Source organism: Kitasatospora sp. A2-31, assembly GCF_022288725.1.
GTDB lineage: Bacteria > Actinomycetota > Actinomycetes > Streptomycetales > Streptomycetaceae > Kitasatospora.
On record NZ_JAKNTA010000015.1, the window covers coordinates 162,808 to 185,356 of the forward strand.

Genomic DNA, 22,549 nt, shown 5'->3' on the forward strand with positions numbered 1-22,549 from the left:
TCCCCCTCAGGAACCGCCCGGCCGCCCCGGCCCCGCCTCCGCCCCGGGAGCCGCCGCCAGGGCCGCGGCCACGGCGGCCTCCGGGCTGTCGGCCTCGACCGGGCCGGGCGGCACCACCGGCGCCGGCCCGCCGGCGACCCGCCAGCCGCCGAGCGCGACCACGGGCCGGCCGGCACGGAGGGCGAGGGCGACCTCGCTGAGGGTCCCCCAGCTGCCGCCCACCGCGATGACGGCGTCCGCGGCGGCTACCACGAGGCCGTTGCGCAGCTGCCCCATCCCGGTGGGGAGCGCGACGGAGAGGTACGGGTTGGCGGCCGCACGGTCCCGCCCGGGGAGCAGGCCGACCGAGACCCCGCCGCCCGCACGGGCGCCCCGGGCCGCGGCGGCCATCACACCGCCCAGTCCGCCGCAGACGACGACGGCCCCCCGCTCGGCGAGCAGCCGGCCGACCGCCTCGGCGGCCGCGTCCTCCTCCGGCCCGACGTCGCCCGGTCCGACGACGGCGACGTAGGGCACGGAGGAGGACGGGGAAGAGGTCACACCGAAAGCCTACGGCCGTGGGCTCAGGACAGGCAGCCGACGTGCGCGAGGGCCCGCTTCAGAAGCACGCCCTGGCCGCCGGGCATCTCCTGCTGCACCAGCGGCGAGGAGGCCTCCTGCGGGCTGAACCAGACCAGGTCGAGTGCGTCCTGGCGCGGTCGGCAGTCGCCCGCCACCGGGATGATGTAGGCGAGCGAGACCGCGTGCTGACGGGGGTCGTGGAACTCGGTGATGCCCAGGGTCGGGAAGTACTCGGCGACGGTGAACGGCTGCAGCGAGGCCGGGATCCGGGGCAGCGCCACCGGCCCGAGGTCCTTCTCCAGGTGCCGCAGCAGTGCGTCGCGGATCCGCTCGTGGTGCAGCACGCGTCCGGAGACCAGCGTCCGGCTGACCGTCCCGTCCGGCCCGATTCGCAGCAGGAGCCCGATCTGGGTGACCTCGCCGGCGTCGTCGACGCGCACCGGCACGGCCTCGACGTAGAGGATCGGCATCCGGGCCCGCGTGGTCTCGAGCTCCTCGGGAGCGAGCCAGCCCGGCGTGGTTTCCGTCGTGTCAGACATGGGGTGATCGTACGTTCCCCGGCCTCCGCCGTACTGACGCCCCGCCAGCATACGCCGGGCCGCGGCAGCGCGGGCGCACTCCGCTGCGGCGCGCCGCAGCCGGACGATCACCGATTCAGGATCCCCGGTCACCCGCAGTGTCCGGTCGCCCCCTGTACACGAGCCCGCAGCCTGTGCTGACATGTACGCGTCAACTCCGGAGCCCGGCTCGGACCGACAACACCGCGCCCGCCCCGGTTCCGTGGACCATGGAAGGGGAAGCCCATGCTGCTCCGCGCTCTGGCCGCGACGGGGGTCGTCGCCGCATCGCTCACCGCCTCGCCGGCCTCGGCCGGCACGCTCCCGACGCCGCCCGACAAGATCGTCATCGATGTCGCAACGGTCAACGGCTCCGGCTGTCCGGCGGGAACGGCCGCCGTCGCCGTCTCCACGGACAACACCGCCTTCACCGTCACGTACAGCAGCTACCTCGCCCAGGTGGGGGTCGGCTCCAAGCCGACCGACTTCCGCAAGAACTGCCAGCTCAGTCTCGTCGTCCACGTGCCGCAGGGCTTCACGTACGCCATCGCCTCCGCCGACTACCGGGGCTTCGCCCACCTGGAGAAGGGCGCGAGCGGCACCCAGCGGGCCAACTACTACTTCCAGGGCCAGGCCCAGACCGCCTACCAGAACCACCGGTTCACCGGCCCGACCGACGACAGCTGGCAGGCGACCGACGTCGTCGACGTCGCCGCCCTGGTCTACGCCCCCTGCGGCGAACAGCGCAACTTCAACATCAACACCGAACTGCGGGTCAACGCCGGCACTTCGGACACCAGCCGCACCACCAGCTTCATGACGATGGACTCGACGGACGGGGACATCAACACGGTCTACCACATGGCCTGGAAGCACTGCCCCTGATTCCACCTCCCCCGGCGCAGCGCCGCAGTGCCCCGGCTGCGGCGCTGCGCCACGTCCGCTCCCCACCGGCCGCCGGATCCACACCCCCTCCCGGATCCACGGCCAACGCCCCGCGGCACCCCTCGCCCCGCGTCACGAGCGAGGCAGCCACCGGGTCAATCCCTCTCCAAGGCAGGCCCCCTGATCGACCGACAGGCAAATCCGTCCGCACTGTTGACAGATATTCCAACAGTGGTGATCCTCGTCACATCGAGTACGCGGGACATGACAGTCGGCCCGGCCGGGTGACCGTGTGCCCCTCGGGTGCCCTGGACGGGCCGGCTGCGCGCGACCGCGTCGTCCGCTCGTCACAGACCTGAGTGGTGACCATGACGCAACTCCCCGACACGCACCCCCGATCGCACCGACAACCCCGCCCCCTCGCCGGCCCCGGCCGCCGGAGCCGGTTCCGGATCGCCACGGTCCTGTCCGCGCTCCTCACCCTCTTCGCCGTGGTGCTCGCCGCTCCGGCGCCGGCCGCCTCGGGCGAGACGGGCTGGTGGGTCCCGACCGCACGCCCCGCGCCCGATTCGCAGATCAACGTCACGGGCGAGCCCTTCAAGGGCACCGACGCCCAGGGGCACGTGCGCGGCTTCGTCGACGCGCACACCCACCTGATGTCCAACGAGGCGTTCGGCGGCCGCCTCATCTGCGGCAAGACCTTCTCCCCGCAGGGCATCGCCGATGCGCTCAAGGACTGCCCCGAGCACTACCCCGACGGATCGCTCGCGATCTTCGATCTCATCACCAAGGGCGGCGACGGTAAGCACGACCCGAACGGCTGGCCGACCTTCGTCGACTGGCCCGCCCACGACTCGATGACCCACCAGCAGAGCTACTACGCCTGGGTCGAGCGGGCGTGGCGCGGCGGTCAGCGGGTGCTCGTCAACGACCTGGTCACCAACGGCGTGATCTGCTCGGTCTACTTCTTCAAGGACCGCAGCTGCGACGAGATGACCTCCATCCGCCTGCAGGCCCAGAAGACTTACGAGCTGCAGGCCTACATCGACGCGATGTACGGCGGCCCGGGCAAGGGCTGGTTCCGGATCGTCACGGACAGCGGCCAGGCCCGCGACGTCATCCAGCAGGGCAAGCTGGCGGTCGTCCTGGGCGTGGAGACCTCCGAACCCTTCGGCTGCAAGCAGATCCTGGACGTCGCGCAGTGCAGCCGCGCCGACATCGACCGCGGCCTGGACGAGCTCTACGGGCTCGGCGTGCGCAGCATGTTCCTCTGCCACAAGTTCGACAACGCGCTGTGCGGGGTCCGCTTCGACGAGGGCGCGCTCGGCACGGCGATCAACGCCGGCCAGTTCCTGTCGACCGGCACCTTCTGGAAGACGGAGACGTGCGCGGGGCCGCAGCACGACAACCCGATCGGTCTGGCCCCCACCCCGGCCACCCAGGCGCTACTGCCCGAGGGAGTCACGGTCCCGTCGTACGCCGCCGACGCCCAGTGCAACACCCGCGGCCTCACCGAGCTGGGCGAGTACGCCGTCCGCGGCATGATGAAGCGCAAGATGATGCTCGAAGTGGACCACATGAGCGTCAAGGCGGCCGGCCGCGCCTTCGACATCCTGGAGTCCGAGTCGTACCCGGGCGTGATCTCCTCGCACAGCTGGATGGACCTCGACTGGACCGAGCGGGTCTACAAGATGGGCGGCTTCGTGGCCCAGTACATGCACGGCGCCGAGGGGTTCAGCTCGGAGGCGAAGCGCACCGACGCGCTGCGCGACAAGTACCACGTGGGCTACGGCTACGGCACCGACATGAACGGCGTCGGCGGCTGGCCCGGCCCGCGGGGCACGAACACCCCCAACCCGGTGCGGTACCCGTTCCGCAGCGTCGACGGCGGCTCGCTCATCGACCGCCAGACCACCGGCGAGCGCACCTGGGACCTCAACACGGACGGCGCCGCGCACTACGGCCTCGTCCCGGACTGGATCGAGGACATCCGCCAGGTCGGCGGGCAGGACGTGGTGGACGACCTCTTCCGGGGCGCCGAGTCCTACCTCACCACCTGGGGCGCCTCGGAGCACCACCGCGCCTCGGTGAACCTCGCCGCGGGCGAGCCCACCGCGGCGAGCTCGACGGAGTGGTGGAACCCGTTCGTCAGCTACGCCTCCGGTCGGTCGGTGGACGGCGACACGGGCACCCGCTGGGCCAGCGAGTGGAGCGACGACCAGTGGCTGCGGATCGACCTCGGCTCCACCCAGCTGGTCGGGCGCGTCACCCTGGACTGGGAGCGCGCCTACGCCCGGGCCTACCGGATCGAGGTCTCGACCGACGGCAGCACCTGGCAGTCCGTCTGGTCCACGACCACCGGTGACGGCGGCCTCGACACCGCACGCTTCGCCGGCGTCCCCGCCCGCTACCTGCGCATCCAGGGGCAGCAACGGGGCACCCAGTGGGGCTACTCCCTCCACGAGGTCGGCGTCTACAGCATCTGACGCCCACCCCGCTCCCCCGCGGGCCCCCGGCAGCGCACTGCGCCGCCGGGGGCCCGTCACCGTCCGGACCGGCGCCCGCCGGCAGGCGGTCAGCAGATCCGGGGCAGTTGCTCGCCGAGCGGGAGGTCGACCACGCGGGTGCCGCCGAGCGGCGTCCGGGCGACGACCATGCCGGGGTGCTCGGCGACGCACTCGCCGACCACCGCGGCCCGTGCACCGAGCGGGTGGGCCCGCATGGCGGCGAGGACGGCCTCGGCGTGCTCGCGCGGCACGAAGGCGACCAGCTTGCCCTCGTTGGCGACGTACATCGGGTCGAGACCGAGGACGGCGCAGGCGTTGGCCACCTGCGCGGGCACGGGGATCGCCCGCTCGCTCACCGTGACGCCGACGCCGGCGGCGGCCGCGATCTCGTTGAGCGCCGCGGCCAGGCCTCCCCGGGTGGGGTCCCGCAGCACGTGGAGGTCGGGGGTGACGGCCAGCATGGCGTCGACCAGACCGCCGAGGGCGGCACAGTCGCTCTCGATCTCCACCCCGAACTCCAGGCCCTCGCGGACGCTCATGATCGCGACCCCGTGCAGGCCGATCTCCCCGCTGACGATCACCACGTCACCCGGGACGGCGCGCTGCGGCCTGATGTCCACGCCGGCCGGGACGAGGCCGATACCGGCGGTGTTGAGGTAGATGCCGTCACCGTGGCCGGCCTCGACCACCTTGGTGTCCCCGGTGGCGACCTCCACCCCGGCCGCCCGGGCGGCCGCACCGAGCGCCCGGGCGACCCGGTCCACGACGGCCGTCTCCACGCCCTCCTCCAGGATGAAGCCGCACGACAGGTAGGCGGCGCGGGCGCCGCTCATGGCGAGGTCGTTGACCGTGCCGTTGACCGCGAGGTCGCCGATGCTGCCGCCGGGGAAGAACAGCGGCCGGACGACGTAGGAGTCGGTCGAGAAGGCCAGCCGGGCGCCACCGAGTTCCAGGACGGCGGAGTCGCCGAGCCCGGCGAGCACCGGCCCGCCGAAGGCCGGGGCGAAGACGTTCTCCACCAGCTCGGCCGACATGGCCCCGCCTCCGCCGTGCCCCATCACCACCCGCGGGTGGTCCCGCAGGGGCACCGGGCAGCTCCACCCGGAGAAGTCCGGTGCCCCGGGCGGTACTTCGGACGACGCCACGGACGGCTCCACCGTCGGGGCGGCGGACGGCGCCGCACCGCGCGCAGCGGACGACGCGGCGGTCAGGGTCTCGGTCTCAGCCAACAGGGCTCGCCTCCCGGGGGACGGCCGGCGTGCTCAGCCGCCGGTAGAGGTAGTACGCGGCGCAGGCCCCCTCGCTGGACACCATGGTGGCGCCGAGCGGGGTCCGCGGGGTGCAGGTGGTGCCGAAGGCCTCGCACTGGTCCGGCTTCAGCAGGCCCTGCAGGACTTCGCCGGCCCGGCACTGCTCGGGCTCGCGGGTCCTGATCCCGGCCACGTCGAAGCGGTGCTCGGCGTCGAACTCCCGGTATCGCGGCGAGAGTTGCCAGCCGCTCCGCGGGATGACGCCGATGCCGCGCCAGGACCGGTCGGTCACCTCGAAGACATCCTCCAGCACGGCCAGGGCCGCCGGGTTGCCCTCGGGCCGGACGGCCCGCGCGTAGGCGTTCTCGACGGTGTGCTCACCGCGCTCCAACTGCTTTACGGTGCACCGGATCCCTTCCAGGATGTCCAGCGGCTCGAAGCCGGTGACCACGATCGGCACCCGGTGGCGCTCGGCCAGCGCGGGGTACTCGGCGGTGCCCATCACGCTGCACACGTGCCCGGCGGCGAGGAACCCCTGGACCCGGCAGTCCGGCGAGTTCATGATCGCCTCGATGGCCGGGGGCACCCGCACGTGCGAGACGAGCATGCTGAAGTTGCGCACGCCCTGCTTCTTGGCCTGGACGACGGCCATCGCGTTGGGCGGGGCGGTGGTCTCGAAGCCGATGCCGAAGAACACGACCTCGCGGTCCGGGTTCTCGCGCGCGATCCGGAGGGCGTCGAGCGGCGAGTACACCACCCGGACGTCGCCGCCCTCGCCGCGGACCCGGAAGAGGTCGCGGTCGGTACCGGGCACCCGCAGCATGTCGCCGAACGAGCAGAAGACCACCCCCGGCCGGGCCGCGATCGCCAACGCCCGGTCGATCACCTCCAGCGGGGTGACGCAGACCGGACACCCCGGTCCGTGGATCAACTCGACCTCCTTCGGCAGCAGTTGATCGATGCCGTGTCGAATGATGGTGTGGGTCTGCCCGCCGCACACCTCCATCAGCGCCCACGGCCGGGTGACCGTCGCCCTGATGTCGGCGAGCAACCCTCGGGCCAACTCCGGGTTCTGGAAGTCCTCCAGGTACTTCACCGCAGCTCCTCCTTCCTCGCGCCGCCGGCCGCCGCCTCCCACGGGTCGCCGAACTCCTCCTGCAGCAGACCTAGTTCGGCGAAGAGGTCGAGCGTCCGGCGCGCCGACTCCTCGTCCAACCGCTGCAGCGCGAAGCCGACGTGCACGATCGCGTACTCACCCACCTGCAGGTCGGGCAGGTACTCCAGGCAGACGTCCTTGACGACTCCGCCGAAGTCCACCACCGCCATCCGGGCCCCGTCGCGCTCCATGATCTCCATCACCCTTCCGGGCACCGCCAGGCACATGCGGCTCTCTCCTCTCAGGTGGCGGCCGAGCCGGCGGCGGCCCGGGCGGCCACCATCAGCTGGCCGAGCGCCAGTCCTCCGTCGTTGGGCGGCACCCGGCGGTGCCGCAGCACGGTGAATCCGTCCGCCGCCAGGCCGCGCGAACAGGCGGAGGACAGCAGCGCGTTGGCGAAGACGCCGCCCGTCAGCGCGACCGTGCCGATGCCGTGCCGCTCCCGGGCGGTCCGGCAGAGCGTGCGGACCAGACCGGCCACCGCGCCGTGGAAGCGTGCCGCGACCAGGCCCGCCGGGGCGCCGGCGGCGAGGTCGGCCAGCACGCCGGCGAACACCGGTGCCGGGTCGGCGGCCAGCGCCCCGTCCACCGGCCGCAGGCCGAACGCGTAGCCGTCGGCGGGGCCGTGTGCCAGCGCCGCGGCCTCCAGCTCGATCGCCGCCTGCGCCTCGTACTCGGCCCGCTGGCAGACACCGGCCAGGGAGGACACCGCGTCGAAGAGCCGCCCCATGCTGGACGTCGGGACGCAGTTCAGCGATCGGTCCAACTGGGTTTCCAGGACTCGCAGTTCGTCCTCGGGGCAGGCCCGCACCGGCGCCAGCTCGGCGGCCCACGGCAGGCCCGCGGCGCGCAGGTGGGCCAGCGCCATCCGGTACGGGCGGACCACGGCCGCATCCCCGCCCGGCAGGGGGACGTAGGCGAGGTGAGCGAGGCGGCGGTAGCCGTCGTAGTCGGCCAGCAGGACCTCGCCGCCCCAGACGGCGCCGTCGTCACCGTAGCCGGTGCCGTCGAACGCGACGCCGACGACCGGGCGGCTGCCGTCGAGGCCGTGCTCGGCCATGACCGAGGCGATGTGCGCGTGGTGGTGCTGCACCGCCCGGACCTCCCGGCTCCCGGCGGCTGACCGGGCGTGCCGGACGGACCGGTAGCCGGGGTGCCGGTCCACGGCCAGCAGCTCGGGCCGGACGCCGGTGACCGCACCGAGGTGCGCCACCGCCCGGTCGAAGGCGTCGAGGGTGGCGAGGTCGTCCATGTCCCCGATATGGCCGGACAGCCACGCGTAGCCGTCCTGCGCGAGCGCGAAGGTGTTCTTGAGGTCGCCGCCGACGGCCAGCACCGGCCGGACCGGCACCGGGAGCGGCAGGGGCAGCGGCGCGTGCCCGCGCGAACGGCGCACCGGCAGCTGTTCGCCGTCCACGACCCGCACCACCGAGTCCTCGCAGGGCACGTGGATGGGCCGGTCGTGCGTCAGCCAGGCGTCGACCAGCGGCGCGAGCCGGGCGAAGGCGTCCCGGTCGTCGGTGACGATCGGCTCGCCGGACAGGTTGGCGCTGGTCATCACCAGCAGACCGGGGCCGGGCGGGGCGAGCAGCAGGTGGTGCAGCGGCGTGTACGGCAGCATCACGCCGAGGTCGGGGCTGCCGGGCGCCACCCCGTCCAGCGCGGCGTCCGGGGGCGCCGACGGCGGACCGGACGAAGCCGACGGCGACCCGGCGCACCGGCGCAGCAGGACGATCGGCCGCGCGGGACCGGTCAGCAGCTCCACCTCCGTCGGCCCCGGGCGGACCAGTCCGGCGAGCTCGCCGAGGTCGCGCGCCATCAGGGCGAACGGTTTGGCCCCGCGCCGCTTGCGTCGGCGGAGCCGGGCGACGCTCCCGCCGTTGCGCGCGTCGCAGGCCAGGTGGTAGCCGCCGAGTCCCTTGACGGCCAGGATCGCCCCGCCCTGCAGCAACCGCCGGGCCTCGGAGAGCGCCTCCTCGCCGTCCAGCGTGGGCAGTCCGGGCACCACGAGCGCGAGTCCGGGGCCGCACGCGTGGCAGGCGACCGGCTGGGCGTGGAAGCGCCGGTCGGCGGGGTCGCGGTACTCCCGGGCGCAGTCCCGGCACATCGGGAACTCGGCCATGGTGGTGTTGGCCCGGTCGTACGGCAGGCCGGTGACGATGGTGTGGCGGGGCCCGCAGTTGGTGCAGCTGATGAACGGGTGGCGGTAACGGCGGTCGGCGGGGTCGGCGAGTTCGGCCAGGCAGTCCGCACAGGTGGCGGTGTCCGGCGGGATCAGCGTCAGCTGCGGACCGCCGGTCCGGGACGGGGCGATGGCGAAGCCGGCCGCCCCGGTGGGCGCGAGCGCTTCGTGTTCCACCGAGGCGACCTGCGCCAGCGGCGGCGCGTCGGTGGCGACCCGGTGGCAGAACGCGTCCACCGACTCCGGCCGCCCCTCCACCTCGGCCAGCACCCCCTGGCCGGTGTTGGTGACGCTGCCGGCCAGGCCGAGTTCGGTGGCGAGGGTGAAGACGAACGGCCGGAAGCCGACGCCCTGGACGAGTCCGCGGACGGCGACCCTGCGCCGCTCCACGACGGCCGGCGGCTGAGCGGCCGTCACGACGGTTCCGCCACCCGGGCGTGCGGGTGCACGTGCCCGTCGGCGGGACCGTGGGCGTGCGGGTGGTCGTCGTCCTCGTGGGCGTGATCGCCCCCGTGCACCTGCCCGTCCCCGTCACCGTCCCCGCGCGAGGGCCCGTGCCCGTGCCCGTGCGAGTGCCCGTGCGCGTGTCCGTGCAGGGCCGAGGAGGGGAGCGACGACGGCGACGGGGCGTGCGTGTGCCCGCGCGAGGCTGCGGCGGTGCCCGCCATGACCGGCCGGTGCACGGCGGCGCCGTCCAGCACCGCGAGGGCCCGCTCCAGCAGCACCCCCACCCCCCGGCCGGTCCGGGCCGAGGTGAACAGCACCTCCACCCCCGGGTTGACCCGCGCGACGCTCGCCAGGAACGCGGCCTCGTCGAACTCCACCGCCTCCGCGAGGTCCGCCTTGGTCACCAGCACCAGGTTGGCGAGTCCGAACGCGGTCGGGTACTTGAGCGGCTTGTCCTCCCCCTCGGTGGTGGAGGCGAGCACCACCCTCAGCGACTCCCCCAGGTCGTACGAGGCCGGGCAGACCAGGTTGCCGACGTTCTCCACGAACAGCAGCCGGGTGTCCGGCGGCAGCCAGCCCGCGAGGTGCTCGCGGAGCATCGCGGTCTCCAGGTGGCAGAGACCGTCGGTGAGCACCTGCTTGACCGGGGCGCCGGACCGGGCCAGCCGCACCGCGTCGTTCTCGGTCGCGAGGTCCGCGGTGAGGGCGGCGACCGGCACACCGCGCCGCCGGGCCAGCCCGAGCTCGGCCTCCAGCAGCGCCGTCTTCCCGCTGCCCGGGCTGGAGAGCAGGTTCACCGCGACGGTTCCGCGGGCCGCGAGTTCGGCGCGCAGCTCCCGCGCGCCGTCGTCGTTGCGGGCCAGGACCGCCTGCCGGAGTTCCACCGTGCGACACATCGTTCTCATCAGCCTTTCCGATCGGCCCGGACGCCGGCGGGGTCCTGCGCCCACTCGACGCCGAGGATCTGCAGCTCCCGGCCGGCCAGCAGTTCGACGTCGCCGCCGTCGCAGTGCGGACAGCCCAGGTCGGGCGGCATGCCCACCGCCCATTCGACGCCGCACGGGGAGCACTTCGCACGGGCCGCAACCGCCTCGGTCTCCAGGACCGCACCCTCCACCAGCGTTCCGGCGCTGGCGAGTCCGAAGCAGAAGTCCAGGGCCGCGGGCACCACCCCGGCGAGTTCCCCCACCTGCAGGCGGACCCTGGCCACGCCGTCCGCTTCGTGCTCGCGGGCAGCCGCGTCCACCTGCTCGACCACCGCCGTCGCGATCGACATCTCGTGCACCGGCCCTGCTCCCGCCGTCGGAGGCAACAGGGTTCATTACAGGGCGCGGTGGCGGGCATCGGCCGGGAGCCGCGCCGCCACCGCGCCCGGAGTACGCCGTTCGCCGCAATGCGGCGTCCGGCCCGGTGCGGGCCGGACCTCACATCCGCATGATGCGCAGATAGCGCTTTAGGTCGGGCAGGCTCTGCCAGACCAGGGCCGCGGCCGCGGCCACCACGGCCGCGCCAAGCAGGTTCTTCAGCATGGTGATGCCTCTCTCTTCGCGTGGGTGTCCGCCCCGACCACCCGCAGGATCACGCCGACCGCCTCCTCGACGGCGGCGGCCACCGGGGCACTCAGCCCGATGCCCTCCTCCAGTGACGCCGGCTCGCACCCCACCACGAGGACCCGCTCGGGCGCGGTGCCGCCCGTTCCGGCGGCCAACGTGGAGAGGAGCGCGAGCACCGCGTCCGGGCCCATGCGGTGCCCGTCCAGCACGGGCGCCCGAGCCGGGCCCGGACCCTCGCCGCCGGGGCTCTCGACCGGGCCGGCGTCCGGCTCGATCAGGTAGACCGTGCCGGGCTCGCCGCCGCGCGCGGTGGCGTCGACGAGCACCAGCATCCGGTAGCCGTCCAGGAGCTGGTAGGCCAGGTGGACGCCGCGCACCCCGACGTCGAGGACCTCGACGTCGTCCGGCAGCGGTCGGCCGGCCAGCCGCCGCACCGCCTCCACGCCGAACCCGTCGTCGCCCAGGAAGATGTTGCCCACCCCGGCGACCAGCACCCGGCCCTCCTCGGCCGGTGCCCGTTCCGACCGCCCGGTCCGTTCCGTCCGCCCCGTCACGGCCCCTCCAACGGGGTGACCTCGTCCGGCTGGAAGTAGCGGAACCGGCCCTGGGCCCGCCAGAGGTCGGCGCCGGGGTCGTCCTCCACCGTCACGGCCAGGTGCACCGAGCCGTCGACGTCGTGCAGCACGGCCTCGACGACGGCGGTGCGCCCGTGCAGGAAGAGGTCCTGGGCGTCGGTGCGGCGCTGCCCGGGCCGGAGCAGCACCCGGCTGCCGGCGCCGACCTCGCGGCCGTCGACCACCACCCGGTCCCGGTCGGGGTCGGCCTCCCCCTCGGCGGCAGGGTCCCACCAGGGCTGCTCGGGCGCGTTCCCGGTGATCTCGCGCAGGCCCCGGACGGCGCCGTGCAGCCGCTCCAGCACCTCCGGGGGCATCGAGTCGGCGAGGTCGATCACGGCGCCCGCCCGCTCGTCCGTGCCGCGAGCCTCGCGCTTCTCGCGGTCGGTCAGGGCGGCGGTCCGCAGGGCGAGGATCTCGTCGATCTCGGTCGCGTCGTAGAGCGCACCGGGGCTCTCCGGTGCGACGTGGGGGTGGTCCTCCAGGATGATCGGCGAGGAGAGCACGACCTGGCCGCGGCCCGGCGGGCCGGCCAGGACGGGCCAGGTGTGCTCGTTGCGGCACCCTCCGGCGGCCGACCGGGCCCACTCGGGCGGGTCCGTCACCGACAGGAAGGAGCCGCGGTCGAGTCCGAGCAGCAGGTGCGCCGAGACCAGCGCGCGCGGCAGCGCCGCGTCGCGTCGGGCTTCGGTCGGCGGCGTCCAGCGGGCGGTGTTCTCCACCACGACGGTCAACTTCCGCACCGCGTAGGGGCCCGGCACCTCCTGCGCCGAGAGCCGCAGCAGCCCGTCGACGCGCTCGCGTCGGCGCAGTATCCGACCGACCGGGGCGCCGTCCTCGCGCAGCGACTCCATCTCCTCGCAGGCCGGCAGGTCGAACCGCCGGACGATCCCCTCACCGGCCAGCTCGTCGACCGGCACGAGCAGTTCGATCCGCTCCTCGACCCCCTCGTCCCAGGGGACGAGGACCCGGTCGGCGAGCTCCAGCTCGTCGACGGATTCGAACCCGCCGGTGGCGGTGGTCCGTTGGACGGTCCGGCGCTGGGCCCGCAGGAACCGCAACTCCACGGCGAGCCGGTCCCCGGGGCGCGGCTCCATCAGGCACTCGGTGCGCTGGTGGGAGTGCTCGCCGCTGTCCTCGCCGTAGCCGGGGGGGACCAGGACGCCGAACTGCCAGCGCAGCCGGTTCTTGGCCGCCGACGCACGGTACGGGTAGAGCACGTAGCCCTCGAAGAGGACGGCGTCGGCGATCTGCCGGGCCTGGGCGAACCGCCGGTCGACCTCCTCCGGGAAGACCCGGCCCGCGACACCGGCACCCGCAGCACCGGCCCTCGAAGCGTGCGCCTCGGCAACACCCGTACCGGCAACCCCCGTACCAGCAACCCCCGTGCCCGCGACACCCGCGTCCGGGACACCCGCGCCCGGGACACCTGCGCCCGCGGCGGTCATCGGACGACCCCCGCGGTCTCGGCCGCGCCCAGCAGGTCGCGGACGGTGGCCTCCCAGGACGGCAGGGCCCGGCGGGACCGGTAGGCGAGCAGTTCCGCCATCAGGTCGTCCGGCAGCCGCAGCCACCCGCAGCCCGGGAAGTGCTGGTCGATCGCCTCCTGCCAGACTTGCACGGGCATCCGCACCGTGGCCTCGCGGTCCCAGGGCACCGGCGCGACCTGGAACCCGCCGGGGCCGGTGAACGCCGTGCCGGAGAACAGCAGCAGGAGCGGCACGTCACCGCCGTCCAGCGCCGCGAGGTAGCGGGCGCAGGAGACGTCCATGTCGTAGGTGCACGGGACGACGAGGTCCGCCTCGGTCTCGCCGGTGAAGCCCGGGACCATCAGGGGGACCTGGGCGAACTGGACCGGGTTCAGGGTGCTGCCCCAGCGGGAGCGCTCGCCGAACAGGTCGACCAGCCGCTCGCCCTCGGCCTCGCCGTAGGAGCGCCGGGCGGGTTCGATCCGCAGCTGGCAGCGGAGCGCCAGGGCGTGGACCGCCGTCCCGGCGGGGGCGGTGATCCGCAGCCGGAAGAGCAGGGTCGGCCCGGCGGCGTAGGGGTCGGCCCGCACGCCGGTGCAGGCGAACGAGAGGACGGTCACGAGACCGCCTCCGTCCGCAGCGGCCGGGTCCGGTCGGCGACGCGGGTGAAGAAGGCGTCGAGCTCGGCCCGGGCCTCCCGGCCGCCGTCGAAGCCCTTCCAGCACCGCCGGAGCCGGCCGACCAGTTCGTAGCAGGCGTCGATCGGGACGAGGAAGCACCGGATCCCGTCGGCCGCCGTCCGGCGCAGCAGCAGCGCCTCGACGTCGGGACGGAGTTCGGCGGCGAGCCGTCCGCCGCCGAGCGCGGCCTGCCAGGCCGCCTCGTCCGGCTCGCTCTCGGTCGCCCCGCCGGGGCCCGGGTAGAGCAGCACCAGCCGGTCGTGCCGGGAGTTGCGGAAGACGAAGGCGGTGCCGACCGGGACGCCGAGTGCCGTCCACTCCCGGTCACCGAGCCGGTGGTCCGGGTCGGTCAGGTAGCGGTCGGGCACGGTCCGGTAGCGGCCGCCGGCCGCACCGGGCTGCTGGAAGAGCAGCGAGCACGCCGTGCAGACGCAGGTGAGGGCCTGCTCCTCGGTGTCCACCAGGTGGCGGTGGTCCACGGGGACGGCGCTGCCGCAGAACGCGCAGCGCTCCGGCTGCGGGGGTGCCGGCTCGCGCAGCCGGCGCAGCAGGGCCGTGCCGGGGCGGGTGAGTCGAAGGGTGCTCATCGCACCTCCGCCGGGGCCGCGGGCCGGGTGCCGATCTGCAGCAGCTGCGGGGCGTGCTCCAGCTCGACCGCCGTCACCTCGGGGGCGTGGCAGGCGAGGGCGGCCTCGATGTCCTGCTCGGTGCAGCCGCAGCCGCTCCGGGACCGGCGCACCCGCAGGCCGCCGGTCGCCGGGTCGAAGCCGAGCACGTCGACGGGTTCGGGCAGCTGGGCGAGCGCACGGGCGATCCGCGCGGAGGTGTCCTCGGGGTGGAGGTCGTGCAGCACCAGCAACCCGGCCACCGCCGGGTCGTCCAGCAGTCGGGTCAGGGTCGCGGGGGGCAGCGCGCCGACGATCCGGGCGAGGCCGTCGCCGTAGAAGGCCATCAGCTCGCGGACGAGTCGTTCGCCCGCCGCCTGCGCGCCGCCGCCGGCGAGCTCGTCGAGGGCCTCCTGGATGCGCTGTCCGGTCTGCTCCGCCGTCATGCGGTGAGCCCGCTCAGGCCCGTGGGCACGTGCATCTTCTGCACGGTCCGGCCGCCGCCGACGTACATGTGGACGCCGCAGGGCAGGCAGGGGTCGAAGCTGCGAACGGCGCGCATGATGTCGATGCCCTTGAAGGTGTCCGGCGGGTTCTCCTCGAAGATCGGCGTGTTCTGCACCGCATCCTCGTACGGGCCGGGCGTGCCGTAGCTGTCGCGGACGCTGGCGTTCCACGGGGTCGGCGGGTACGGGTGGTAGTTGGCGATCTTGCCGTCCCGGATCACCATGTGGTGCGACAGGACGCCGCGCACGGCCTCGGTGAAGCCGCAGCCGATGGACTCGTCCGGGACCTCGAAGCGCTCCCAGGTCTGGCTGCGGCCGGCCCGGACCTCGTCGAGGGCCTTCTCGGCGAAGTGCAGGGCCGCGGCGGCCGCGTAGGCCTGGAAGTAGGTGCGGGCGCGGTTGCGCTCGAGGGCGTTGCTCCACTGCGGGATCTTCCACTCGAAGGTGACCTCGGGCTTGGTCATCGAGCGGGGCAGGTTGATCTGGACGCTGTGGCCGGTGGCCTTGATGTAGCCGATGTCGACGAGGCCGGAGAGCGCGGTGGACCAGAGGCGGGCGATCGGGCCGCCGCCGGTGTCGAGGGCGAGGTGGTCGGTGCCGTCGAACCAGCGCGGGGACATCACCCAGCTGTACTTGTCGTCGAAGTTGCGCTTCTGCGGGGCGGGGACGGTGTGCTGGTTCCACGGGTGCCGCGGGTCGACCGGGTTGCCCAGCGGGTCGTGGGTGACGAAGAGCTCCTTGCCCTCCCAGTCCTCGTAGTAGGAGCTGCCGAGCAGGATGCGGATGCCGAGGTTGATCCTCGTGAGGTCGTTGGTGACCAGCTTGCCGTCCACGACGACGCCCGGGGTGACGAACATCTTCCGTCCCCAGTCCGTCATGTTGCGGTAGGTGAAGTCGCAGTGGTCCGGGTCGTTGAGGCTGCCCCAGCAGCCGAGCAGGACGCGGCGCCGGCCGACCTCCTCGTAGCCGGGCAGCGCCTGGTAGAAGAAGTCGAAGAGGTCGTCGTGGAGCGGGACGACCTTCTTCATGAACTCCACGTAGCGCATCAGCCGGGTCAGGTAGTCGGTGAAGAGCTGGACCGTCGCCACCGTGCCGACGCCGCCCGGGTAGAGCGTGGAGGGGTGCACGTGGCGGCCCTCCATCAGGCAGAACATCTCCCGGGTGTAGCGGCTGACCTGGAGGGCCTCGCGGTAGAACTCGCCCTCGATCGGGTTGAGCGAGCGCATGATGTCCGCGATCGTCTTGTAGCCGTGGTCGCCGGCGTGCGGGGCCTCGGTGCGCTCGGCCAGCTCCAGGACGCCGGGGTTGGTCTCGCGGACCATCTTCTCGCAGTAGTCGACCCCGACCAGGTTCTCCTGGAAGATGTTGTGGTCGAACATGTACTCGGCGGCCTCGCCGAGGTTGATGATCCATTCACCGAGGTGCGGGGGCTTCACCCCGTACGCCATGTTCTGGGTGTAGACCGAACAGGTGGCGTGGTTGTCCCCGCAGATGCCGCAGATGCGACTGGTGATGAAGTGCGCGTCGCGCGGGTCCTTGCCCCGCATGAAGACGCTGTAGCCGCGGAAGACGGAGGAGGTGCTGTAGCACTCCGCGACCCTCTTCTGCTTGAAGTCGATCTTCGTGTGGATGCCCAGGCTGCCCACGATCCGGGTGATCGGGTCCCAGGACATCTCCACCAGGCCGCTGCCGTCGCCGGTCGCGTTGGTCGTCGGTGCCATCGTGTCTGTCGTGCCCTTCTGGAGGCGGGAGGGTCGGCGGCGCACGGGCCGCGGACGGGGTGGGCGGCGGAGCGGCGGCGGACCCTTGAGGGTCAGCGGCTGAGCGGGCCGCACGCACTCGGTGCGGCGGCCCGCCGGGTCACCACGGGGGTCGGTAGCCGGTCGTCAGCTTGCGCCCGGTGTGGCGCCACTTCGGTTCCTTGTCGACGGTGTCCGTGGTGATCGAACGCAGCTTCCGGATCACCGCGCCGTACGCCGAGGAGGCGCTGGAGGAGACCCGGGAGCCGGGCGGCGGGTCCATGAACGGCATGAACTTGTCCGGGAATCCGGGCATGGTGCAGGCGATGCAGATGCCGCCGACGTTGGGGCAGCCGCCGATGCCGTTCATCCAGCCGCGCTTGGTGACGTTGCACTTGACGACCGGGCCCCAGCAGCCGAGCCGCACCAGGCACTCCGGTGTGCCGTAGTCGGTGGCGAACTGCCCCTGCTCGTAGTAGCCGCCGCGGTCACAGCCCTCGTGCACGGTGGCGCCGAACAGCCAGGTCGGGCGGAGCTTGTCGTCCAGCGGGATCATCGGCGCGGAGCCGGCCAGCTGGTACAGCAGGTAGGTGAGCGTCTCGGCGAAGTTGTCCGGCTGGATGGGACAGCCGGGCACGCAGACGATGGGCAGGCCGGCCTTGGACTTCCAGTCCCACCCGAGGTAGTCGGGGACGCCCATGGCCCCGGTCGGGTTGCCGGCCATGGCGTGGATGCCGCCGTAGGTGGCACAGGTGCCGATCGCGACGACCGCGGTGGCCTTGGGCGCCAGCCGGTCGAGCCACTCACTGGTGGTGATCGGCTGGCCGGTCTCCGGGTCGTCGCCGAAGCCGCACCAGTAACCCTCCTTCTTGATGCTCTCGTTCGGGATGGAGCCCTCGACGACCAGGACGAACGGCTCGATCTCGCCGCGGTCGGCCTTGAAGAACCACTCCACGAAGTTGTCCGCGCCCTGCACCGGGCCGCACTCGAAGTCGATCAGCGGCCAGTGGACGGCGACCTTCGGCAGGCCGGGCAGCGCGCCGGTGGCGATCTCCTCGATGCTCGGCTGCATGGCGGCGGTCAGGGAGACCGAGTCGCCGTCGCAGCTCAGGCCCGCGTTGATCCAGAGAATGTGCACCACGTCGGTGTCGGTGGCGCTCGTTTCCGCAGCACCCATGAGGATGCCTCCTCAGAACTGGAGCCGGACAAAATGGCTCGAACCAGTCATAGCAGCGGTTGCTCCCGTCCGCCGGTCCACGGAGCCGGACGAGCACCCCGAAGGGATGCAAGCCCTGGCGGCCGTTCGGGTCACGGCGCCGCCGGAGCGGGCCGCCCGACTGCCGTCGCGGCGTGCGCGGGTGACGGCTGTTTGCGGACGAAGGCGGCGCGCAGCGCGTGGTAGGGCGAGTCGGGGGCGAAGAACTGCCGGTGCATCACGGCCAGCTCCTCGTACCGGTGGTCGGCGAGCGGCTTCACGGACTCGTCGGCCTCCCGCGCCGCCTTCTTGGCGGCGATCCGGGCCTGTACGGCGGGCGAGGCGGCCAGCAGTCCGGCCAGTCGGCGCGCCTCGCGCCCGAACTCCTGCGGGGTGCAGGGCAGCACCCGGTCGACCAACCCGCTCCGCTCGGCGGCCGCGGCGCTCACCGGGAGCGCCTGCCCGGTGAGCCGGCGGGCCTCGACGTCACCGACCCGGCGCGGCAGGGTGTACGTCCAGTACTCCGAGCCGTGCAGGCCCATCAGGCGGTAGTGCGGGTTGAGCACCACGCCCTGCCGGCACCAGACCTCGTCGGCCGCCAGCGCCAGCATTACCCCGCCCGCGGCGGCGTTCCCGCCGAGCGCCGCGACCACCAGGCGGTCGGTGGTGGTGAGGATCCGCTCGACCAGGTCGTCCATGGCGTTGATGTTCGCCCAGGACTCGGCCCCGGGGTCGGCCGCGGCCTCGATCACGTTCAGGTGGATCCCGTTGGAGAAGAAGTCGCGGCCGCCGCCCAGGACCAGCACCGAGGTCGGACGGGTCAGCGCGAAGCGGTAGGCGTCCAGCAGGCGGCGGCAGTGCGCGGTGCTCATCGCTCCGCCGGGGAAGGAGAACCGGAGCAGGCCGACCGGGCCGTCCTCCCGGTACCGGATGTCCGACCAGACCGGGTCGTCCGGCGCCGGCATCAGCGGTGCGGCGGCCTCGGGCAGGCTCGGCAGCGCGTCGCCCAGCGCGGTGACGGCCGGCAGCTTGATGCCGGAGGGGCCGCCCGGCCGGCGGCGCCGCCGCAGTTCGGGGATCCAGACCGCGCCGTCGGCGGTGGCCCGGCAGATCGCGCCGGCCCGGGTCGCCAGCAGCTCGCCGGGCCGGCCGTGGAGCCGGCGCTCGGGGTGGCCGCCGTGCAGGAACCACTCGTCCCCGAGCAGTTCGTCGAGCACGCCGGGTCGGGAGTCGGCCGCACGGAGCTTGCGCACGGCGGTGTCGGTGGTGTCCCGGGCCCAGTCGATCCGCCGCACCTCCTGCCGCAGGTACGGCCGGGTGTGGTCGGGCACGCGCCAGTCGGGCCCGCTCTGCGGGCGCGGGGTGTACGTGCCGGAGCCGAACCGCTCCACGGCCAGGAGCACGGCCGCCAGCGCGGCGTCCGAGACCTCGTTGCGGTAGAGGTCGCTCTTGCCGACCGGCGGCAGTTGACAGGCGGCCGCGGCCCAGACGTCGCCGGCGTCCATCACCTCGCCGGCCTGGAGCACCGTCACGCCCCAGTCGACCGCTCCCTCGTGGATCGCCCAGTCGAGGGACGACGGCCCCCGGTCCCCGGGCGGGCCCGGGTGCACGATCAGGCACACCACGGCCGACCAGACGTCCCGCGGGAGCGCCGTGCGCAGCATCGGCGCCACCACCAGCTCCGGGGCCGACCGCCGCACGGCGGCCCGGAGCCCGTCGTCGTCCCGGACGAGGTGGACGTCCACCGCGTGCCGCCGGTCCCGCAGCTCGGCGTGGACCCGCTGGGTGAGGCTGTTGTACGCACTGGCGACGAGCAGGATCCGCATGTCCGACTCCGGCTGTGAGGCACCTGGGAACCCGGCGATCATCCGCCCCGGCCCGCCTCCGCCCGGCCGCACCGCGCCGCCCGTTCACCCGCCCGGCGGGCACCGGCCGGCGGGGGTTCCGGTCCGACGGAGCGTCGGGGCGGGCCCCGGGCCGCGCCCCCTGGCGGGGGGCCGTGCCGGTGCCCGGCCCGTCGTCCGACCGGGTGCACCGGGGGTGTGCGGGCCACGGGCCCGGGGCCAGGAGCCGGTCCGCCCCGGCCGTCCGCCGCCCCACCGGGCGCGGTCCGGTGGCCGACCGGCGTGCGGAGAGGTTGCATGGGGTGACCGAGTCCCAGAGATCGGGAGGCTGCCGTGTACGAGATGTGGGCCGAGCAGGACCCCGCGGTCACCCCACCCACCGTGGTGTGGCACGTGGTGGCGAAGGACGACGCCTCGACGTCCCTCTGCGGGCGTTTCCTCGAACCCGCCCAGCGGGTGGTACCGGCCGTGGACGGTTCGCAGCCGGCGCCGCCCGACCGGTACTGCGATCCCTGCCTGGTGACCGTCCGGGAGGCCATGACGGCGGCCGCCCGGTAGCCCGGGTGGCGCGGCGCTGCGGCGGCCCCTCCGGGTACCGGGTCCGGGCTACCGGGTGTCCTGCTGGCGGGTGTCCTGCTGGCGGGCGTCCTGGCGCCGGACGTCCGGGCGCCGGGTGAACGCCGCGCGGTAGGCGCTGGGGGTGAGCCCGGTCCGCCTCACCAGGTGACGTCGCAGGGAGTCGGTGGTGGCGAGTCCGCTGAGCCCGGCCACCCGGTCCATCGGCAGACCCGTCGTCTCCAGCAGTTCCTGCGCCCGGATCACCCGCTGGTGCAGCAGCCACTGGAGCGGGCTGAGACCGGTCTCCTCCTCGAAGCGGCGGGCCAGCGTGCGGACGCTGGTCCGCGCGTGGGCGGCGAGGTCGGCCCGGGTGAGCGGTTCGTGCAGGCGCTCCAGCGCCCAGGCGCGGGTCGCGGCGAGCGAGGTCCCGCCCTCGGGCGGCAGCGGCGCCGCGATGAACTGGGCCTGCCCGCCGGGCCGCACCGGGGCCGCGACCACCAGACGGGCGACGGCGTTGGCCGTCGCAGCGCCGTAGTCGGTGCGGATGAGGTGCAGGCACAGGTCGATGCCGGCGGAGAGCCCCGCGGAGGTCAGGACGTTGCCGTCCTCGACGTACAGCACGTCCGGGCGCAGGTCGACGGCCGGGAAGCGGCGGGTGAACTCCCCCGACGCAGCCCAGTAGGTGGTGGCGCTGCGCCCGTCGAGCAGTCCGGCCCGGGCCAGCACGAAGGCGCCGGTGCAGATCGAGGCCACGCGCCGGCCCGCCGCCGCCGCGCGGCGCAGGGCGGCGAGGACGACCGGTTCGATGTCGTCGCGGGCCGCGGTCCCCGTCACGATGACGGTGTCGGCGTCGTCGACGGCCTCCAGGCCGTGCGGGACGGTGACCTCCAGGCTGCTGCCGGTGGCGATGGGACCCGGGTGGGCGGTGCAGACCTGCACCCGGTAGCCCGGGCGTCCGTCGACGCTGGTCTCGCCGAGGACGAGCTCCGGGATGGACAGGTCGAAGGTGGTGGCCGGGGGGACGGCTATGACGGCAACCCGGTGCATGGCCCGAACCTCCTGATGTTTGGCATTCAGGCCGCTACCTTACGGATCACCCGTGCTGGAGGGTGAAGTCGTCGGGAACGAGCGGGTCCTGACGCCGCATCGCGATCTGGTTCACGGTCGGCCGGCTCCCCGGTCTCCGGCTCCCCGACCGCGGTTCCTCGATTCCTCACCCTGCTTGTCCTCACCCTCTTTGTCCTCACCCTGTTTGTCCTCACCTTGGGAGTGCACGCGTGTCCTTGTACGTCATCGTCGGTGCCGGAGCCACCGGAGCGGCCGCCGCGCGGCTGCTCGCGGACGCCGGCGAGCAGGTCCGGCTCGTCACGCGCCGGGGCGGCGGGCCGGCACACGAGGGCATCGAGCGGGTCGCCGCCGATGCCTCCGACCCCGCACGGCTGACCGAACTGACCCTCGGGGCGGCGGCGCTGGTCAACTGCGCCATGCCGGCCTACGACCGGTGGCCGTCCGAGTTCCCGCCGCTGGCCGCCTCGCTGCTGGCAGCGGCGGAAGGCAGCGGAGCCGACTACGTCATGCTCGGCAACACCTACGGCTACGGCCCCCTCGACGGGCCCGCCGTCGAGGACCTGCCGATGGCACCCACCAGCGTCAAGGGCCTCGTCCGGGCCCGGATCTGGCAGGACGCGCTCGCCGCCCACGAGGCGGGCCGCGTCCGGGTCACCGAGGTCCGGGCGAGCGACTTCCTCGGCGCCGGCGCGTACTCGCCGTTCACCCTCATGGTGGGGGCACGGGTGCTGAGCGGCGAACCGGTCCACTACCCGGGAGACCTCGATGCGCCGCACAGCTGGACCTACACCGGCGACGCTGCGCGCACCCTGGTCGCCGCCGCCCGGAGCGACGCGTCCTGGGGCCGGGCGTGGCACGTACCGTCCACCTCCGGGGCTCCGGTCCGCGAGCTGGCCGAACGGCTGGCCCGCGCGGCCGGCGTGCCCGCCCCCGCCCTGGGACGGATGGCGAGGAGCGAGCTGGTGGAGATCGGGCGCACCGACGCCGTGATGGCCGAGTTCCCGGAGATGCTGTACCTGTACGACCGCCCCGCCCTCCTCGACGCGTCGGCCACCGTCACCGCCCTCGGCGTCCAGCCGACTCCGATCGGCGCCGTCCTGGCCGAAATGACCACCGCCGCTGCAGAGTCGTCGAACTGACGTACCGTCATGACGCTCGGCGCCTGGGGGCGGT

Annotated in this window: 22 protein-coding genes; 4 read left to right on the forward strand and 18 right to left on the reverse strand. The window is 73.8% G+C overall.

From position 1 onward, the window contains the following. Positions 1 to 6: 6 nt before the first annotated feature. Both MCM47_RS32270 and MCM47_RS32275 read right to left on the reverse strand, forming a co-directional pair. Positions 7 to 540 carry a TIGR00725 family protein gene (locus MCM47_RS32270; protein WP_238949492.1) on the reverse strand — a complete coding sequence of 178 codons (534 nt, stop codon included), beginning with the start codon at positions 538 to 540 and terminating at the stop codon, positions 7 to 9. Positions 541 to 563: 23 nt separating this feature from the next. Continuing rightward, complete coding sequence (locus MCM47_RS32275; protein ID WP_238949493.1) at positions 564 to 1,100, reverse strand: NUDIX hydrolase family protein; 537 nt, start codon at positions 1,098 to 1,100, stop codon at positions 564 to 566. Between the two features lie 264 nt (positions 1,101 to 1,364). Here MCM47_RS32275 and MCM47_RS32280 point away from each other — a divergent pair, with 264 nt between their 5' ends. Next, the gene (locus MCM47_RS32280) at positions 1,365 to 2,003 is read left to right on the forward strand and encodes a DUF4360 domain-containing protein (RefSeq protein ID WP_238949496.1); all 639 of its coding nucleotides are present in this window, start codon (positions 1,365 to 1,367) and stop codon (positions 2,001 to 2,003) included. 368 nt (positions 2,004 to 2,371) lie between these two features. Beyond that, positions 2,372 to 4,489: a discoidin domain-containing protein gene (locus tag MCM47_RS32285; protein WP_238949498.1), complete on the forward strand. Its 2,118-nt coding sequence runs from the start codon at positions 2,372 to 2,374 to the stop codon at positions 4,487 to 4,489. Between the two features lie 89 nt (positions 4,490 to 4,578). On the opposite strand, the gene hypE is transcribed toward MCM47_RS32285, so the two are convergent. From hypE to MCM47_RS32355, 15 genes are all read right to left on the reverse strand, one after another. Continuing rightward, entirely contained in the window at positions 4,579 to 5,655 is a 1,077-nt protein-coding gene (gene hypE, locus MCM47_RS32290) for a hydrogenase expression/formation protein HypE (RefSeq protein ID WP_308222540.1), read from the reverse strand. Between the two features lie 76 nt (positions 5,656 to 5,731). Next, complete coding sequence (hypD, locus tag MCM47_RS32295; RefSeq protein WP_238949502.1) at positions 5,732 to 6,856, reverse strand: hydrogenase formation protein HypD; 1,125 nt, start codon at positions 6,854 to 6,856, stop codon at positions 5,732 to 5,734. Beyond that, complete coding sequence (locus MCM47_RS32300; RefSeq protein WP_238949503.1) at positions 6,853 to 7,143, reverse strand: HypC/HybG/HupF family hydrogenase formation chaperone; 291 nt, start codon at positions 7,141 to 7,143, stop codon at positions 6,853 to 6,855. The genes hypD and MCM47_RS32300 overlap by 4 nt, the downstream gene beginning before the upstream one ends. Positions 7,144 to 7,157: 14 nt before the next feature. Beyond that, positions 7,158 to 9,515 (reverse strand): carbamoyltransferase HypF, encoded by a 2,358-nt coding sequence (hypF, locus tag MCM47_RS32305; protein ID WP_238949506.1) that lies wholly within the window; start codon positions 9,513 to 9,515, stop codon positions 7,158 to 7,160. After that, positions 9,512 to 10,441 carry a hydrogenase nickel incorporation protein HypB gene (gene hypB / locus MCM47_RS32310; RefSeq protein ID WP_238949569.1) on the reverse strand — a complete coding sequence of 310 codons (930 nt, stop codon included), beginning with the start codon at positions 10,439 to 10,441 and terminating at the stop codon, positions 9,512 to 9,514. The genes hypF and hypB overlap by 4 nt, the downstream gene beginning before the upstream one ends. An 8-nt stretch (positions 10,442 to 10,449) precedes the next feature. After that, on the reverse strand, positions 10,450 to 10,830 hold the full coding sequence (gene hypA / locus MCM47_RS32315) for a hydrogenase maturation nickel metallochaperone HypA (protein WP_238949509.1): 381 nt from the start codon (positions 10,828 to 10,830) through the stop codon (positions 10,450 to 10,452). Between the two features lie 139 nt (positions 10,831 to 10,969). Continuing rightward, on the reverse strand, positions 10,970 to 11,074 hold the full coding sequence (locus tag MCM47_RS44180; RefSeq protein ID WP_374209244.1) for a hypothetical protein: 105 nt from the start codon (positions 11,072 to 11,074) through the stop codon (positions 10,970 to 10,972). Next, positions 11,068 to 11,652, reverse strand: coding sequence for a hydrogenase maturation protease (locus MCM47_RS32320; protein ID WP_238949511.1), 585 nt, complete (start codon positions 11,650 to 11,652; stop codon positions 11,068 to 11,070). Before MCM47_RS32320 ends, MCM47_RS44180 begins: the two co-directional genes overlap by 7 nt. Next, positions 11,649 to 13,160: a hypothetical protein gene (locus MCM47_RS32325; protein WP_238949513.1), complete on the reverse strand. Its 1,512-nt coding sequence runs from the start codon at positions 13,158 to 13,160 to the stop codon at positions 11,649 to 11,651. The genes MCM47_RS32320 and MCM47_RS32325 overlap by 4 nt, the downstream gene beginning before the upstream one ends. Next, entirely contained in the window at positions 13,157 to 13,801 is a 645-nt protein-coding gene (locus tag MCM47_RS32330; protein ID WP_238949515.1) for a DUF6084 family protein, read from the reverse strand. Before MCM47_RS32330 ends, MCM47_RS32325 begins: the two co-directional genes overlap by 4 nt. Then, positions 13,798 to 14,448: a DUF5947 family protein gene (locus tag MCM47_RS32335; RefSeq protein ID WP_238949517.1), complete on the reverse strand. Its 651-nt coding sequence runs from the start codon at positions 14,446 to 14,448 to the stop codon at positions 13,798 to 13,800. The genes MCM47_RS32330 and MCM47_RS32335 overlap by 4 nt, the downstream gene beginning before the upstream one ends. Further along, on the reverse strand, positions 14,445 to 14,912 hold the full coding sequence (locus tag MCM47_RS32340; protein WP_238949519.1) for a thioredoxin: 468 nt from the start codon (positions 14,910 to 14,912) through the stop codon (positions 14,445 to 14,447). Before MCM47_RS32340 ends, MCM47_RS32335 begins: the two co-directional genes overlap by 4 nt. Beyond that, positions 14,909 to 16,693, reverse strand: coding sequence for a nickel-dependent hydrogenase large subunit (locus MCM47_RS32345; protein ID WP_238949520.1), 1,785 nt, complete (start codon positions 16,691 to 16,693; stop codon positions 14,909 to 14,911). Before MCM47_RS32345 ends, MCM47_RS32340 begins: the two co-directional genes overlap by 4 nt. 139 nt (positions 16,694 to 16,832) lie before the next feature. Beyond that, positions 16,833 to 17,888 (reverse strand): hydrogenase expression protein HypE, encoded by a 1,056-nt coding sequence (locus tag MCM47_RS32350; protein ID WP_238949521.1) that lies wholly within the window; start codon positions 17,886 to 17,888, stop codon positions 16,833 to 16,835. A gap of 131 nt (positions 17,889 to 18,019) precedes the next feature. Beyond that, positions 18,020 to 19,732: an enoyl-CoA hydratase-related protein gene (locus tag MCM47_RS32355; protein ID WP_238949522.1), complete on the reverse strand. Its 1,713-nt coding sequence runs from the start codon at positions 19,730 to 19,732 to the stop codon at positions 18,020 to 18,022. Between the two features lie 351 nt (positions 19,733 to 20,083). Here MCM47_RS32355 and MCM47_RS32360 point away from each other — a divergent pair, with 351 nt between their 5' ends. Continuing rightward, positions 20,084 to 20,308, forward strand: coding sequence for a hypothetical protein (locus MCM47_RS32360; RefSeq protein ID WP_238949528.1), 225 nt, complete (start codon positions 20,084 to 20,086; stop codon positions 20,306 to 20,308). A gap of 48 nt (positions 20,309 to 20,356) precedes the next feature. On the opposite strand, the gene MCM47_RS32365 is transcribed toward MCM47_RS32360, so the two are convergent. After that, positions 20,357 to 21,355: a GlxA family transcriptional regulator gene (locus MCM47_RS32365; protein WP_238949530.1), complete on the reverse strand. Its 999-nt coding sequence runs from the start codon at positions 21,353 to 21,355 to the stop codon at positions 20,357 to 20,359. A gap of 230 nt (positions 21,356 to 21,585) precedes the next feature. Here MCM47_RS32365 and MCM47_RS32370 point away from each other — a divergent pair, with 230 nt between their 5' ends. Further along, on the forward strand, positions 21,586 to 22,515 hold the full coding sequence (locus tag MCM47_RS32370) for an NAD-dependent epimerase/dehydratase family protein (protein WP_238949532.1): 930 nt from the start codon (positions 21,586 to 21,588) through the stop codon (positions 22,513 to 22,515). Positions 22,516 to 22,549 lie beyond the last annotated feature (34 nt).